Raw genomic sequence first — 15477 nt, forward strand, 5'->3', positions numbered from 1 at the left:
ATGTTTACCAACAACGATATTAACTTTGAAGCATTAAAAAGAAAAGCCTATAATGGAAGATGGGCTACTCTGGAGGATGGAATAATTCCCTTAACAGCCGCTGATCCGGACTTCAGGACAGCCCCGGAAATAGAACAGGGAATCATTGATTATATTAAAGACGGCTATCTTAGCTATGGCCCTTTTTCAGGGCTTCCCGAATTTAAAAAAAGTGTTGCCGAACATTTTAATCAGGAAAAGTACGGCACTTTCTCTCCTGAAAATGTACTTGCTGTCAACAGCGCAGCGCAGGGCATGTTTCTGATTGCTTCTTATGTACTGAACCCGGGAGATGAAGCTATTATTCTTGATCCTGTGGATTTTCTATTTAAAAAATCTGTAGAAACAGCCGGAGGAAAAGTAGTCTTATGCCCCGTTGATACTACAAGCGGAGCTATTGATTTTGAAAAAATGGTTTCCTTAATCAATCCAAAAACAAAGCTTATCAGCATATGCAATCCTCATAATCCACTGGGAAAGGTATATTCTAAAGAGACATTAAAAAAAGTCTCCGAGATAGCCTCTGCTCATAATCTGTGGGTAATGAGTGATGAGATCTGGAGTGATATTATTTATGACAATAAAGAATTCCACACGTATTCATCCGTTTCTGAAGAAGCAAAGAAAAAAAGCTTTACAGTATATGGGTTTTCCAAGTCGTTTGGGGTTGCAGGACTAAGAATAGGAGCTGTTTTGTGTAATGACCAGGAAATTCTGGAAGACTTTACAGAGAAATCCAATTTTAATTCTACTATAGAAGGAGTATCTACGCTGTCACAAATTGCAGGAAGCGTAGCATTGGAAAAAGCTAAGCCCTGGTATCGGGAATTTCTGAATCATTTACAAAATAACCGGGATCTGGCTTTTAAATTGCTGAACGGTGCCGAAATTCTTCAGCCCAGCCTTCCGGAAGCTACCTTTGTTATGTTTCCGAAAATTAAAAACGGAATGTCCAGTGATCAATTTGCGCAACACGTTTTACAACATGGAAAAGTAGCCATTGTGCCCGGCTCGGAAAGATGGTTTGGAAAAGGAGCTGAAGGACATGTAAGAATTTGTTTTTCCACTTCGCAGGAAATCTTAGAAGAAGGAATAAATAGAATTATTTCAAGCTTTTAATATTAAAATTTTTCATTGAATTTCATAAAAATGTTATTATTTTTTAATAACACTCAATAAGCTTCTTTAATAATTAATATATTATCAATAAATATCAAAATACTATATTGATTTAAAAATAAATATTGATAAATTTGAGTAAATCACCACTCAAATTTATCAATATGAAGATAAAATACATCAGCATCATTTTTTTTGGAGCTTCTACCCTATCGTATGCCCAGCAGGTAAGAGATACCCTCAATGAGTCAAAGATAGACGAAGTCGCCATCACCGGAAGCCGGAATAAAAAAAGAACGGTTATCAACACCCCCGTTCCCATTGATATCATTGACATCAAACAGGTAAGCCAGGCCACAGGTCAGGTAGAGGTCAACCAGCTACTACAGTTTGCCGCCCCTTCTTTCAATTCTAACAAACAATCGGGCTCAGATGGTGCCGATGCCGTAGATCCTGCTACCTTAAGAGGGCTTGGTCCTGACCAGACTCTTCTCCTGCTCAACGGAAAAAGATATCACCAGTCTTCACTGATCAATCTTTTCGGAACAAAAGGAAGAGGAAACACAGGATATGACATGAATACTATTCCTATTGGTGCTATAAAAAGAGTGGAAGTTCTCCGTGACGGGGCTGCCGCGCAATATGGCTCTGATGCTATAGCCGGAGTGATCAATGTTATTCTTAATGATCGTGATAAAGGCTTTGAAGGAAACGCATTCTATGGTATGAACCTTTTTAAAAGCCCGGGGAACAATGATGTTGTATCTGATCATAAGATTGATGGAGGCACCTTTGACTTCAGTGGAAATCTGGGAACGAAAATAGGATCGAAAGGAGGCTTTGGTAACTTTACCGCAGAGTTTATTAATAAAGAATATGCCATCAGAAATGCAAATCCGGCTATCTACAATGATCCTTCTCCAGCGCCAAGACAACGCTTCGGAGATGCAAAAGCCCAGAATATCTATTTTTTCGGAAATATTGAAATTCCTTTATCTGAAGGGTTAAAGTTCTATTCCCGCCAGGGGTTTTCTCACAGAAATACAAAAGCCTATGCGTGGACAAGGACTCCGGATGCGGACGGCAACATTCCTGAGATCTATCCTAATGGTTTTAATCCGATTGAAAATACCAATATCACGGATTTCACTTTTGATAACGGCCTGAAATTCAACGTTGCCAATTGGGAAGTAGATGCTTATAATGCATTCGGAGATAATAGGTTTATTTATAATATTAACAGTACCGTTAATGCAACTTTAGGAGTAAACTCTCCTACCAGTTTCGACGCAGGTGGGCATTCATTACTGCAGAATACAACAGGATTCAATGCAACCAGGATGTTCAAAGTACTGGAAGGGCTTAACGTTGCTTTCGGATCAGAATTCCGTTATGAGAAATTCAATATTATTAAAGGAGAAGAGGCTTCTTACGCAATGTATGACGTTAACGGGAATATTGTAACAACTAATACTCCTCAAAATTTACTGGTAACCAACCCTTTAAGCGGAGAGGTAAGACCGGGAGGTTCTCAGGGATTTCCGGGATATTCTACAGACATTGGCAAAAGCAGAAATAATTTTGCTGCTTATGTAGACACGGAGCTTGATATTACCAAAAACTGGATGATCAGTGCCGCCGGAAGATTTGAAAATTATAATGATTTCGGAAGCACTCTGAATGGTAAATTTGCAACGCGCTATGCCATTACCCCGCAATTTGCTTTCCGAGGATCTTTTTCCACAGGCTTTAGGGCTCCGTCTTTGGCTCAGAAATATTACAGCCAGCAATTTACGAATTTTCAGGGTGGAAAACTGATTACTATTCAGCTGGCATCCAATGACAGTGATCTGGCCAGCAGAGTGGGTATTTCCCAACTGAAACAGGAAACATCATTGAACGGAAGTGCAGGTTTTACTTATAATACCGGAAAGTTCACGGCAACTATTGATGGTTATTATATCAATGTCAAAAACAGAATTGTTCTTACCGGCAACTTCTCCAGAGATGATCTTCCCGCTTCAGTGCAGGCAGATTATCCATATATTGACCAGGCACAATTTTTCTCTAATGCTATAGATACCCGTACTAAAGGTATTGACCTTATTTTAAGCTATAATGAAAACATAGGTCCCGGCAAACTGACGGCCACTTTAGCAGGGAACTATAATGATATGGAGATCACCCGTGTGAATACTTCAGATCAGCTGAAGGGGAAAGAAGATATCTATTTAAGTCCGAGAGAAAGAGCGTTTATTCTTGCTTCTGCTCCCAAAACAAAAATCAATCTTAATCTCAACTATAAAATCAGCAAGTTCAATGTCAATCTGCAATTGGTAAGATTTGATAAGGTAACTTTAATAGGCTATGATGACTTTGAACAGATTTACAATCCAAAGGTAACTACTGATCTTTCTTTCGGATATGAGTTTTCAAAAAGCCTAAATCTTACCTTGGGAAGTAAGAACTTGCTTAACAGATATCCAACATTACAAACCACTCAGGTAACTACCGGAAATACAGAAGGAGGAGGAATCTTTGATCCTGTACAAATGGGTTTCTCAGGAAGACAGGTTTTTGCAAGACTGAATTTTAAGTTTTAATTGACAATCTATATTTTTCTTAAAATGGGCTGTCTCAAAAATAGTTACAGCCCATTTTATATCCTAAGCTAAAAAGAAATTAAATATCTACTAATATTTTCTTCTTATTCTATTTCTTTGAAATCTTGTACAACTTACCACTATCCGTTACCGCATACAGATTTCCATCCATTCCATTTAATACATCCCGAAAACGTTCCTTTTGATCTTCTAAAAGCCGCTCTTCCCCCACTACTTTATTATTTTTCATGACGATCCGGTTAATATGTTCACCACTTAGGCATCCGATAAAAAGGTTTCCTTTCCATTCATCTATATTTCCGGTATAGAAAGTAATTCCACTTGGAGAAATTACCGGATCCCAGTAATAGACCGGCTGTTCTGTACCTTCTTTTTGGGTAATCCCCTTCCCCACTTTATCTCCCGAATATTCAATACCATATGTAACGTCTCCCCATCCATAGTTTTTTCCAGGCTGAATCAGGTTGATTTCATCACCTCCTCTAGGGCCCATCTCCACATCCCATAGATTTCCATTTGGGTCTATTGCCAGACCTTGCGGATTCCGGACTCCGTAGGCATAAATTTCGGGTTTATAACCTTCTTTTCCAATGAACGGGTTTCCGGGTGACGGCTTTCCGTCTTTTGTAATTTTGATTATTTTCCCTAAATAATTATCTGTTTTCTGTGCATATACTCTCGTTACTTTATCTGACCTTTCTCCTGTACTTACAAATAAATTTCCATCTTTATCAAAAGCCAGACGGCTTCCATAATGCTTATCACCGTCATAAGAAGGTTCTGCACGAAAAATCACCTTGATCTCAGAAATCGTTTTAAAATCTGAAGACAATTTTCCTTTTGCCACAGAAGTTAGATTTCCTTTCCCAAATGGTTCCGAAAAACTGAAATAAATAATCGAATTGGATTTAAAATCTGGATCAAGAGCTACATCCAGCATTCCACCCTGACCTTTTGAATCTACTTTAGGAAAACCTTCAATTTTCGACATCTGTTTTCCATCTGTGGAGACAACGTTCATGTAACCTCTTTTATCTGTAATAAGAAATCTTCCGTCCGGTAAATTTATGATTCCCCAAGGCCTTCCCAGTTCTTGGTTTATGATCTCCACATTGTATAAAGTATTTGTTTTTACTGCCTTTATTCTTGTCTGCCCCGGGAAAGCAGGTTTGTATTCAGAATTGGGCTTTTCTGTTTCCACACTGCCATCTTTTCCTGTTTTCTGAGCCTTTACATCGTTCTTACTGCAGGAAGACAAAATAAAAAACATACTTAGAAATACAACATAAAATTGATTGTTTTTCATAATATTACAATTAGGTGAGTGAATAAAGAATGGAAAAATAATGCCATAAAAATTTATGTAATTAAATTTTTATTCTACATCTGTAGAACAAATTACAATCTTGTAGAATGAAAGAGATTAAACTTACTGCTTCAGAAAAAATTCTAATGGAAATCCTTTGGGAGAAAAAAAGATTTTCATGAAGGATATCTTAAAAGCCTACCCGGAGCCCAAGCCTGCTGCCACCACAATTGCAACCCTCTTAAAAAGAATGCAGAATAAGGAGCTGGCAGGCTATACACTGTATGGAAATTCCCGTGAATACTATCCAAAAATAGAAAAAGGGGAATATTTCAAGGAAGAAATGACTTTCATGATAGATCGTTTTTTTAACAGCTCTGTAACTCAGTTTGCTTCATTTTTTACCTCCAATGCAAAGCTAAGCCAGAAACAGTTGAAAGAACTCCGGGATATTATCGATGAGCAGATAAAAGAATAGTCATGAACAGAGATAGGAAAAAATAGACCTCTCTAATATAGATCAGTTAAAAGGTTCGATAGCCTCAACGGCATACATTCACATTGATGAAACAGGAAAGGCAACTCGTATCGCTACTTCCGGTAACAATGAAAATTTTAATAAGGAATTCCTTAAAACGATTACTGACATTAGCAATAAAACATCTTGGAAGCCTGCCACAAAAGATGGCAAAACGATAGCATCTGTATTGAAAATTCCAGCTACAATGACTTTTGAACGTAAATAAAAACAGAAGTGCTGAATTCATAATGCATTTTCAACAATGATATTCGTGCATCCATGATTAAAAAACAGGGATGCACGAATTTTATTTATCCTCACTGATTTCTTAGTGTTTATAAATAACAATATACTATCATAAAAATTTGGCGAAAATTTTAATAACAAAATATTCATCTTCAAAACATTATCCTGCCTAAAAATTTCTTTCGTATTTTTGTTGTATACATTCTTTTCTATGGATTTTAAGCTTCAATCAGAATATAAACCTACCGGAGATCAGCCTCAGGCTATTGACAAACTTACCGCAGGAATAGAGATCGGTGAGAAATATCAGACACTTCTTGGGGTAACCGGTTCCGGAAAAACATTTACTGTTGCGAATGTTGTAAAAAATGTTCAGCGTCCCACCTTAGTTTTGGCACATAATAAAACTCTGGCAGCACAGCTTTTCATGGAATTCAAAGAATTTTTTCCTGAAAATGCTGTAGAATACTTTGTAAGTTATTATGACTACTATCAACCGGAAGCTTATATTGCTACTACCGGAACCTATATTGAAAAAGACCTGAGTATCAATGAAGAAGTTGAAAAATTACGTCTTTCTGCAACAGCAAGTCTTCTTTCAGGAAGAAGAGATGTCTTAATTGTAGCTTCCGTATCCTGTATTTACGGTATCGGAAATCCTACAGAGTTTCATAAATCATTAATTTCCATAGCAATTGGGGAAAAACTGACTAGAACGGCACTTCTTCATTCATTAGTTAATGCACTGTATGCCAGAACACTTAATGAGTTTCAAAGAGGTACATTCCGTGTAAAAGGAGATGTTATTGATGTTTTTCCAGCTTACGCTGATAATGCTATCAGAATACAATTTTTCGGAGATGAAATTGAAAAGATCCAAAGCTTTGATCCTGTTACAGGAAATGTAGAGGAAAATTTTGATCAAATACAGATTTACCCTGCCAATCTTTTTGTAACCTCAAAAGAAACTTTAAATGGAGCAATTAAGGATATCCAGGATGATATGGTAAAACAGGTAGATTTTTTTAGCTCTATCGGAAAACCTCTGGAAGCAAAAAGGCTTCAGGAAAGAACAGAACTGGACCTTGAAATGATCAAAGAACTGGGGTATTGCTCCGGAATTGAGAACTATTCAAGGTATCTGGATGGCAGACTTCCCGGAACAAGACCTTTCTGCCTGCTTGATTATTTCCCTAAAGACTTTTTAATGGTTATTGACGAAAGCCACGTAACCGTTCCACAGGTTCATGCCATGTATGGTGGTGACCGAAGCAGAAAAGAAGCCTTAGTGGAATATGGATTCAGACTTCCGGCAGCTATGGATAACAGACCTTTAAAGTTTGAGGAGTTTGAAGCCATTCAGAACCAGGTTATTTATGTTTCTGCAACCCCTGCAGATTATGAACTGGAAAAAACCGGAGGAGCGTATATTGAGCAAATTATCCGACCTACAGGACTACTCGATCCAATTATCGAAGTAAGACCTTCATTGAATCAAATTGACGATTTAATGGAAGAAATTCGGAAAAGATCAGACGTTGATGAAAGGGTATTGGTAACAACATTGACGAAGAAAATGGCCGAAGAGCTTACCAAATACTTTACAAAATTTGGAATCAGAACACGATACATTCACTCTGACGTGGAGACTCTTGAAAGAATTCAGATTATGCAGGATCTGCGTTTAGGGCTTTTTGATGTACTGATCGGAGTTAACTTACTAAGAGAAGGTCTTGACTTACCTGAGGTTTCACTGGTTGCCATTCTGGATGCAGATAAAGAAGGAATGCTGAGAAGCCGCAGATCAATGATTCAGACCGTAGGCCGTGCCGCGAGAAATATCAATGGAAAAGCCATCATGTATGCGGATAAGATCACCAAATCAATGCAGGCTACATTGGATGAAACAGAATACCGCCGTGCAAAACAGATCCAGTATAATGAGGAACATGGACAGAAACCACAGGCTTTAAATAAAAAGATTTCTGAAAACCTTGTCGGAAGAAGTAAAGATTTCCCTGATCAGAAATATACCCAGAAGGAAATCATGCAAAAAGTTGCTGAGACAAAAGCCAGCTATACCGGTGAAGATATAGATAAAATAGTTGACCAAAAGCAGAAAGAAATGGAATCCGCAGCTAAAAATCTTGACTTTATAAAAGCAGCTAAGCTAAGAGATGAAATTGCAGCTTTGAAAGCTAATTAATTGATACATAAATTTTGGCGGCATCTTCGATGCCGCCAAAATTTTATATTAAGTTATATTTTGAAAATTCTACCTCCCATTTCTCACAGCTGCCCTTATTGGGACCAGCAGATCCATCAGACCATTCAATTTGATCTCATATACCGTTGAAAGCTGCATCCCTAATTTTCCTTTGGGCATTCCGGTACGGTTAAACCATTCCAGATAACTTATCGGCAGGTCTGCCAGAACTGTACCTTCATATTTTCCGAAAGGCATTTTAACAATACATATTTCTTTTAATATTTCCGAATTTACCCCTTCCACGTTTTTATATAATTAAATTAATTTTTATCTGAGATCATTTTCAATCCACATTGGGTAATTCAAGATCAGGAGGTGCATTATCGTCCGAAAATTCATTTCTATAGACCTGAATCAGCAGCAATGTAAGAGAAATCAGGATAGGGCCAAAAATAAGCCCCATAAAGCCAAAAAGGTTCATTCCCATGATAATTCCAAACACGGTATTCAGTGGGTGTATATTTTCAAGCTTTTTTAAAAGCGTAAAACGAAGCAGATTATCAGTAAGCCCTACCACTACAACACAGTAAATAGCAAGCCCAATCCCCTGACCTGTGTTTCCTTCTGCAATCATAAAGATACATACCGGAACGTAGACTATTGCCGTTCCCACTACAGGAATTACCGATGCTGCAGCCGTAAGCGCAAAAAGCAAGACCGCCCCCGGTGCCCCGAATATAAGATATCCAATAAGTGCGACTATACCCTGGCCTACTGCCACTACCGGAATTCCAATAGCATTGGCCATAATAAGTTTTCTCATTTTATCTCCGATCAAAGAGACATTGGATCTTTTCAATGGTGCAGAAGAGGTCAAAATCTTTTCAAACAGTTTTGGTTTTTCCAGCATGAAATAAAGAATAAAATACATGGACATCACCACTGTAAGGGTATTGAATGTTCCACTGACCGCTGAAGTTGAAAATTTTCCAATGAAATCCTTCAGCTTATTCATATTTTCCTTACTCAGTATGTCAAATCCCGTCTTCTTATCAATATAATCGTGTATTTTATCCAGAAAAACATTGAACTTATCCATATAGGCCTGTGCATTTCCCAGTTTATCAATGATAAGATCAGCAATAAAATAGATTGGTAAAATAAGGACAATGAGACTTGCAAACATCAATGCAAATGCGGCAAGTGACGGCTTCCATTTTCTCTCTTCCTGCAAATAAAAATTATATTTTCTACAGACAACATAAATAGTGATCGCTCCTAAAACGGAAGGAATGAACAAGGAAAGATTAAAACAAATCAAGCCTGCCAGTATTAAAATAATAGCCAGCAAAGAAATTTGCTTTATAGCAGTACTGCTTATCTGTTTCTCCTTATCCATACTCTTTTTTTACTGTTTGTTATATGTAATTTGCCTTGGTTTTCCTAAGAATGCACAATAAGTAGAGTACATTACGATCATAATAAACGGTGCAGTCAGAATAAGCCCTATTCCGCAAAGAACAATTCCTGCTATAGAAATAAGCATTCCTAAAATAGCCGTTAATAAGAACGTTCCATAATTCTCTTTTGCAATATTGAAAGATTTTGCCAAAGCATCAGTAGCAGACGCATTTTCAAACAAAAGAACAGGATACCCTATTAAAAGTAAAGGATAAACAAAGAAAAGAGGGAAAAAGCACAGTGCTGCTGCCACCGCAGAAATTAACCCTGAAAGGAAACTGTATAATAAAATATTAACAAAATTCTGACGATATCCAATAAAAAGGTCGGAAAACTCAATCGGAACTTTGGTATTATATTTATTCACCATATAGATCAGGCCAACATACAAAGGGGACAGCACCAGCCCAAAAAGACCAGAAGCAGTCATATACAATGGAACTCCCGGCATACTCCAGTAGTTAAATTGCCCTCCGGAGGTTCTCATTTCTTCTACCATAGAAGCAGAATCTATTCCTAAGATAAGTTGAATGACATATCCGCCCAACATATAGATAATCATGGCAACCACTCCGTAGCCAAAAACCCCTTTATACATTTCGAAAGCATGAGAAATAATTGATCCGGTTTCCCTGTTCGGGACAGAACCCTGCTGATCAAATTCGTTAAATTCAGACATAGTTTTAATATTTTATGATTTTACCAAAATTAACTTTTTTTGGCAACAAAACATATTAAACCTGATTGAAATTTAGCTTTTTTCTGAAAAAACACTTTTATATAGTGAATAAATCATCGCATTCCAGAATGGAAATGTAAAAAGACCTCCTACCAAAAATAGAGTGAATCCCAAATATTTAAACAGAAAAGCAACAATTGTACACACCAATATTTCTACATAATACATTTTGAGTGCCTTAAAGTTCAATGAGATGGCTTCAAAAATTCTTTTATCAGTAAAAAACATTAATGGTGCTACAAATACGGTTACTGCCACCCAAATTATGGCAAGCACTACTGTAGGAACTGTAAATCTGTAGATAAAAAACCAGAAAATATAATACCCAATGTATTTAAAGAAATTAAGACCATTATATCCCACAAGCAGATCGCCCAGTTCCAGCTTTTCATTAAGGTCTATCTTTCTGTAGATCTGATAAAATCCCAGATTAAGAGGATATAAGAAAATAGTAGTCCCGATTATTGCCAGAGAAAACATCTGAAAATTTTCAGTTGCGGCAAGTTTTGTAAGCTCTGATGCATATATCTCCGCCCCATCTTTTGCATACTTGGTAGTTTCTATATACTGGTTTATAATATCGTACTTTAAATCAGCAACGAAAATGACTGTTAGAAAAATTCCAAAATAAAGGATTGAAAATATTAACTGAAAAATCAGTGTTTTATTCCAATAAAAAAAAGCCTGCTTCAATATAAAATCTATTCCCGGTTTCTGAGGATATTTGCTCTGCATCATAAAAAATTTATGCAAAAGTAAACATCAATAATTATTTTTGCAGAATGTTTTCAGTGAATCATAAAAAATTTATGGAAATGGACGAACTTTCACTTCAGAAGGTTCCCTATTTCTTTGTTATCGACTTTCTTTGTGAGAATGTTGAAATCTATAGAGAGAATGAAATAGTAAAATCAGGCTTACTTGTTGATTTTCAGCAATTTTCAACCACGAAAAAACAACATGAATTAGATAAAAAAGTAGAATGGAAATTTTTTCCGGAAACGCTGGAAAGCTTTAAAACCGGGTTTGATAAAGTTCAGAAAAATATTCGACTGGGAAATTCTTATCTAGTAAATTATACCAGAAAAACTGAAATTAAGACTAATTTAAGCCTGAAGGAAATTTTTTATCACTCAAATGCGAAATACAAACTGTATTATAAAGATTTTTTTGTATTTTTTTCTCCGGAAACTTTTGTGAAAATTATTGACGGCAAAATTCTGACATATCCCATGAAAGGCACTATTGATGCTTCTCTTGAAAATGCAGCAGAAACACTGAAGAATGATAAAAAAGAAAAAGCAGAGCATTACACCGTAGTGGATTTACTGCGAAATGATCTGAGTAGGGTAGCCGATGAAGTAAAGGTTGATAAATTCCAGCATATTGATTTCATCAAAACCCGGCAAAAGGATCTGTATGCAATGAGCTCGGAGATCTCAGGAACAGTAAAATCTGAATTTGATGGAAAGTTGGGAAGTATTATGCAAAAACTGCTTCCTGCAGGCTCTATTTTAGGGGCCCCAAAGCCCAAGACGCTGGAAATAATTTTAGATGCTGAAAGATATGAAAGAGGATACTATACAGGAGTTTGCGGCTGGTTTGATGGTGAAAATCTCGACAGCTGTGTAATGATACGCTATATTGAAAAAGAAGGAAATCAACTTTATTTCAAAAGCGGAGGCGGTATAACGCACATGAGTAAACTAGAAGACGAATATCAGGAAATGAAAAATAAAATTTATGTCCCAATTCATTGAAAGCATTAAAGTAGAAGATCAGGAGATTTTTCTATTAGACCTACATCAAAAACGAGTGAATCAAACATTTTCCCATTTTGGAAAAGAAGATTCCATTGATCTGGGTAAAATCTACAAAAACCTACAGCATGATGAAGACGGACTTTTCAAATTAAGAATCGCTTACGATCTGGATAAAAAAATCCGCACGCAGATGATCCCCTATGCCATTCCTGAAATCCAGGATTTTCAGCTGGTAGAAAATAACAGCTTCGATTACTCTTTTAAGTTTGAAGACCGGAAGGAACTTGATAAAATGAAGATGAAATCAAAATCAGAAGAGATCATCATTGTCAAAAACAATCATATCACAGATACCTCTTTTTCAAACATTTTATTTTTAAAAGGCAGAGAATGGTTTACTCCAACCACTTATCTTTTGAATGGGGTACAGAGACAGCATCTTTTAAAGCAAAAGAAAATAAAGGAAGCAGAGATCACTTTACAGAATATAAAGCAGTTTACCCACTTCCAAATCATTAATGCTTTAAATGATTTCGATGATATGTTTATTTATCCTATTGACAGAATAGTCAATCTACCCGGAAATGAAGAATATCTTGACCTTTAGCTTTCTTTCATGAAATTAAAGTAAGCCTTCTGAATATCCGCACTGTTTTTTCCAGACGTATTTACTTCCAGAATTTTTGGTTGTGGACCCGGTTTGAAAAAATTCTCCAGTACCCTGTCTAATGTCACTTCGTCTTCTACCTTAATGTAGGAGAATCCGAAATGCTTAGCCAGATGTTCAGCATTTTTACGGTGTTTTGTAGCGATAAATTCATCCAGGGTGTTCGGATTGGCATTTCCTGGTCCCGGAATAATCTTAAAGATATTTCCTTCCCCGTTATTGAAGATCATAATCCTTACAAAGGGAGGGATATATTGATTCCAAAGGCCATTGATGTCATAAAAGAAACTCAAATCTCCTGTAATTAACAAAGTAGGATTGGCATTTTTAATAGCAAAGCCCATAGCAGTGGACGTTGAACCGTCAATTCCGCTCGTTCCTCTGTTACAGTACATTTTTCTTTTACCAAAATCAAACAGCTGCGCATATCTGATTGCTGAAGAGTTGGTAAAATGAATATTATAGTTCTCAGGAATTGTCTGTGATGCCTTATTGAAAAAATAAAAATCTGAGAATTCAACACTATTTAAAAACAGTTCATGTTTCGCATCTTTTTTATCCCTTAGCACATCCCAAAGGTTGTAATAAGGTCTTGGTTCAAGATTGATAAATTTCAATAGTTTGGAAAAGAAAACTTCAGGCTTAACTTCAATTTTTTCGGTTAAAGAAAAATAAGTATCAGGCTGCCAAACTTCATCCAAATGCCAGTGCTGCTTAGGTTTTGCACTTCTCAAAAACTGCTTTACCTTTTTTGAAACTACATTCTGGCCCACTGTAATTAATAAATCAGGAGCATACGTCTTAAAATCCTCTTCAGTGAAATTAAAAATATAACGGTCTATATGTCTGAAAAACTTTTCATGGTACAAATTGGAGTTAGCTTCACTTAATACCACCACTGAATGGTTTTTCACGAGCTGAGTCAATTGGTTTTCCAATTCAGGACTATAATCTCTTGTCCCTACCAAAAGTAATATTCTCTGAGAAGTATGCCATTCTGCAACCAGATTTGAGGGAATTTCGTACTCTTTATGTTTAATTGTCTTTTCTACGGTTGGAAAAGCCGGAAGTTCGGAAACCAACTCGTATAAAGGTTCCTCTAAAGGAATATTAATATGTACCGGGCCCTGTTTTTCAAAGCAGAGTTCAATCGCTTTTTTAATGGTATCAAAATTAATATCTTCTGCATTCTCCTGGCTGTCTTCCAAAAGCTGGAAATCACCATATGAATGCTGATGAAAAACATCTTTCTGCCTAATAGTCTGTCCATCAAAAATATCAACAAAATCAGTAGGCCTGTCAGCCGTCAGTACCAACAATGGAATATTCTGATAAAATGCTTCTGTAACCGCCGGGTAATAGTTAACCACAGCCGATCCGCTTGTACAGGTAATTGCAACAGGTTTTTTCACGCTTTTTGCCATTCCCATTGCTACAAAAGCAGCACTTCTTTCATCTACAATACTGTAACAGTTAAAACTATCCACTTCCGAAAAGTGAATCGCCAAAGGAGCATTCCTTGAACCGGGAGAAATCACGATGTCTGCAATTCCGTACTGCTGAAGAAGATGTGCAAGTATTTGGATACTTTTCTTAGAAGAATATTTTTTCATACAGCAAATTTAACTTATAAATAATGATTTTAAAATCATTTAATTTAAAAAAAATGTAATTTTGCTGTTCGTAAATTTCTAAAAATGGATAAAATACCTAGTGTAGACCTGCGTGATTTCCTTTCGGACAACCCGGAACGCAAACAGAAATTTGTAAATGAAATCGGAAAAGCTTATGAAGAAATTGGTTTTGTTGCCTTAAAGGGCCACTTTCTTGATGACAACCTAGTAGATGAATTGTATGGAGAGGTAAAAAACTTTTTTGAACAACCAGTGGAAACTAAAAAGAAGTATGAGATTCCAGGAATTGGTGGCCAGAGAGGTTATGTAGGATTCGGTAAAGAAACGGCAAAAGGTTTCAAAAAAGGAGACTTAAAAGAGTTTTGGCACTTCGGACAATATGTGTCTGATGATTCAAAGTACAAAACTGAGTATCCGGACAATGTAATCGTTGACGAGCTTCCAAAATTCAACGAGGTAGGTAAAGAAGCATTCCAAATGCTTGAGAAAACCGGCCAGTATGTGCTAAGAGCTTTAGCCATTCACCTTGGTTTAGATGAGTTTTATTTTGACGACAAAATCGCAGAAGGAAATTCTATCTTAAGACCTATTCACTATCCGCCAATCACTGAAGAACCGGATGATGCGGTAAGAGCAGCAGCGCACGGAGACATTAACCTTATTACGCTTCTAATGGGAGCACAGGGTAAAGGTCTTCAGGTACAGAATCACAATGGAGAATGGATTGATGCTATTGCAGAACCAGATGAATTGATGATCAATGTTGGAGATATGCTTTCAAGACATACCAACAACAAATTGAAATCTACGATTCACAGAGTGGTAAACCCACCAAGAGAAATGTGGACAACTTCAAGATATTCAATTCCTTTCTTTATGCATCCTGTCAGTGCAATGTCTTTAAATGCGCTTGAAAACTGTGTAGATGAAAACAATCCAAAATTGTATGAAGATACAACTGCAGGAGAATTTTTACATGAAAGACTGATCGAGCTAGGCTTGATTAAGAAATAATACTGGAATAGTCAATAATTGATCTGGTTTGAATGTTATCTTCTGATAGCAGCAAGATTAATTATTGACTATTTTTTATTCTATCCTGTTATACAATAAAATTCCGGACAAGCAGTAGATTGTGTAAAAGTCCCCC

Annotated in this window: 12 protein-coding genes and 1 pseudogene; 7 read left to right on the plus strand and 6 right to left on the minus strand. The window is 36.6% G+C overall.

Annotated elements, in window-relative coordinates; genetic code table 11:
* Positions 1-1158: a pyridoxal phosphate-dependent aminotransferase gene (locus AC27VX_RS11740; protein ID WP_488695703.1), complete on the plus strand. Its 1158-nt coding sequence runs from the start codon at positions 1-3 to the stop codon at positions 1156-1158.
* Positions 1159-1322: 164 nt separating this feature from the next.
* Entirely contained in the window at positions 1323-3761 is a 2439-nt protein-coding gene (locus AC27VX_RS11745; RefSeq protein WP_488695705.1) for a TonB-dependent receptor plug domain-containing protein, read from the plus strand.
* A 109-nt stretch (positions 3762-3870) separates the two neighbouring features.
* On the opposite strand, the gene AC27VX_RS11750 is transcribed toward AC27VX_RS11745, so the two are convergent.
* Complete coding sequence (locus tag AC27VX_RS11750; RefSeq protein ID WP_488695707.1) at positions 3871-5088, minus strand: PQQ-dependent sugar dehydrogenase; 1218 nt, start codon at positions 5086-5088, stop codon at positions 3871-3873.
* 107 nt (positions 5089-5195) lie between these two features.
* Between AC27VX_RS11750 and AC27VX_RS11755 the strand changes: the two are divergent.
* A pseudogene (locus AC27VX_RS11755) lies at positions 5196-5566 on the plus strand (BlaI/MecI/CopY family transcriptional regulator).
* Between the two features lie 499 nt (positions 5567-6065).
* Positions 6066-8060: an excinuclease ABC subunit UvrB gene (uvrB, locus tag AC27VX_RS11760; RefSeq protein WP_236856545.1), complete on the plus strand. Its 1995-nt coding sequence runs from the start codon at positions 6066-6068 to the stop codon at positions 8058-8060.
* 69 nt (positions 8061-8129) lie between these two features.
* Here the strand turns inward: uvrB and AC27VX_RS11765 are convergent, their stop codons facing one another.
* From AC27VX_RS11765 to AC27VX_RS11780, 4 genes are all read right to left on the minus strand, one after another.
* On the minus strand, positions 8130-8366 hold the full coding sequence (locus AC27VX_RS11765; RefSeq protein ID WP_262912496.1) for a DUF3820 family protein: 237 nt from the start codon (positions 8364-8366) through the stop codon (positions 8130-8132).
* Positions 8367-8406: 40 nt separating this feature from the next.
* Positions 8407-9462 (minus strand): AI-2E family transporter, encoded by a 1056-nt coding sequence (locus AC27VX_RS11770; protein WP_236856546.1) that lies wholly within the window; start codon positions 9460-9462, stop codon positions 8407-8409.
* Positions 9463-9471: 9 nt separating this feature from the next.
* Positions 9472-10203 (minus strand): beta-carotene 15,15'-monooxygenase, encoded by a 732-nt coding sequence (locus tag AC27VX_RS11775; protein ID WP_488695710.1) that lies wholly within the window; start codon positions 10201-10203, stop codon positions 9472-9474.
* A 72-nt stretch (positions 10204-10275) separates the two neighbouring features.
* Entirely contained in the window at positions 10276-11001 is a 726-nt protein-coding gene (locus tag AC27VX_RS11780) for a hypothetical protein (protein ID WP_488695712.1), read from the minus strand.
* A gap of 44 nt (positions 11002-11045) precedes the next feature.
* On the opposite strand from AC27VX_RS11780, the gene AC27VX_RS11785 reads away from it, so the two are divergent.
* The gene (locus AC27VX_RS11785) at positions 11046-12023 is read left to right on the plus strand and encodes an aminodeoxychorismate synthase component I (protein ID WP_488695713.1); all 978 of its coding nucleotides are present in this window, start codon (positions 11046-11048) and stop codon (positions 12021-12023) included.
* The gene (locus AC27VX_RS11790; RefSeq protein ID WP_236856550.1) at positions 12007-12633 is read left to right on the plus strand and encodes an aminotransferase class IV; all 627 of its coding nucleotides are present in this window, start codon (positions 12007-12009) and stop codon (positions 12631-12633) included. The genes AC27VX_RS11785 and AC27VX_RS11790 overlap by 17 nt, the downstream gene beginning before the upstream one ends.
* On the opposite strand, the gene menD is transcribed toward AC27VX_RS11790, so the two are convergent.
* Complete coding sequence (menD, locus tag AC27VX_RS11795; protein WP_488695714.1) at positions 12630-14306, minus strand: 2-succinyl-5-enolpyruvyl-6-hydroxy-3-cyclohexene-1-carboxylic-acid synthase; 1677 nt, start codon at positions 14304-14306, stop codon at positions 12630-12632. The two genes, AC27VX_RS11790 and menD, sit on opposite strands and share 4 nt — an antisense overlap.
* Positions 14307-14390: 84 nt before the next feature.
* Here menD and AC27VX_RS11800 point away from each other — a divergent pair, with 84 nt between their 5' ends.
* The gene (locus AC27VX_RS11800; RefSeq protein WP_236856552.1) at positions 14391-15341 is read left to right on the plus strand and encodes an isopenicillin N synthase family dioxygenase; all 951 of its coding nucleotides are present in this window, start codon (positions 14391-14393) and stop codon (positions 15339-15341) included.
* The last annotated feature ends 136 nt before the right edge of the window (positions 15342-15477 follow it).

The organism is Chryseobacterium sp. 14P4.3.2 (assembly GCF_057799275.1).

Bases quoted from the DNA above. Each gene is read 5' to 3' on its own strand.
- AC27VX_RS11780 (WP_488695712.1), bottom strand. From the start codon at position 11,001: ATGATGCAGAGCAAATATCCTCAGAAACCGGGAATAGATTTTATATTG.
- AC27VX_RS11740 (WP_488695703.1), top strand. From the start codon at position 1: ATGTTTACCAACAACGATATTAACTTTGAAGCATTAAAAAGAAAAGCC.
- uvrB (WP_236856545.1), top strand. From the start codon at position 6,066: ATGGATTTTAAGCTTCAATCAGAATATAAACCTACCGGAGATCAGCCT.
- AC27VX_RS11770 (WP_236856546.1), bottom strand. From the start codon at position 9,462: ATGGATAAGGAGAAACAGATAAGCAGTACTGCTATAAAGCAAATTTCT.
- AC27VX_RS11750 (WP_488695707.1), bottom strand. From the start codon at position 5,088: ATGAAAAACAATCAATTTTATGTTGTATTTCTAAGTATGTTTTTTATT.
- AC27VX_RS11785 (WP_488695713.1), top strand. From the start codon at position 11,046: ATGTTTTCAGTGAATCATAAAAAATTTATGGAAATGGACGAACTTTCA.
- AC27VX_RS11775 (WP_488695710.1), bottom strand. From the start codon at position 10,203: ATGTCTGAATTTAACGAATTTGATCAGCAGGGTTCTGTCCCGAACAGG.
- menD (WP_488695714.1), bottom strand. From the start codon at position 14,306: ATGAAAAAATATTCTTCTAAGAAAAGTATCCAAATACTTGCACATCTT.
- AC27VX_RS11800 (WP_236856552.1), top strand. From the start codon at position 14,391: ATGGATAAAATACCTAGTGTAGACCTGCGTGATTTCCTTTCGGACAAC.
- AC27VX_RS11745 (WP_488695705.1), top strand. From the start codon at position 1,323: ATGAAGATAAAATACATCAGCATCATTTTTTTTGGAGCTTCTACCCTA.
- AC27VX_RS11790 (WP_236856550.1), top strand. From the start codon at position 12,007: ATGTCCCAATTCATTGAAAGCATTAAAGTAGAAGATCAGGAGATTTTT.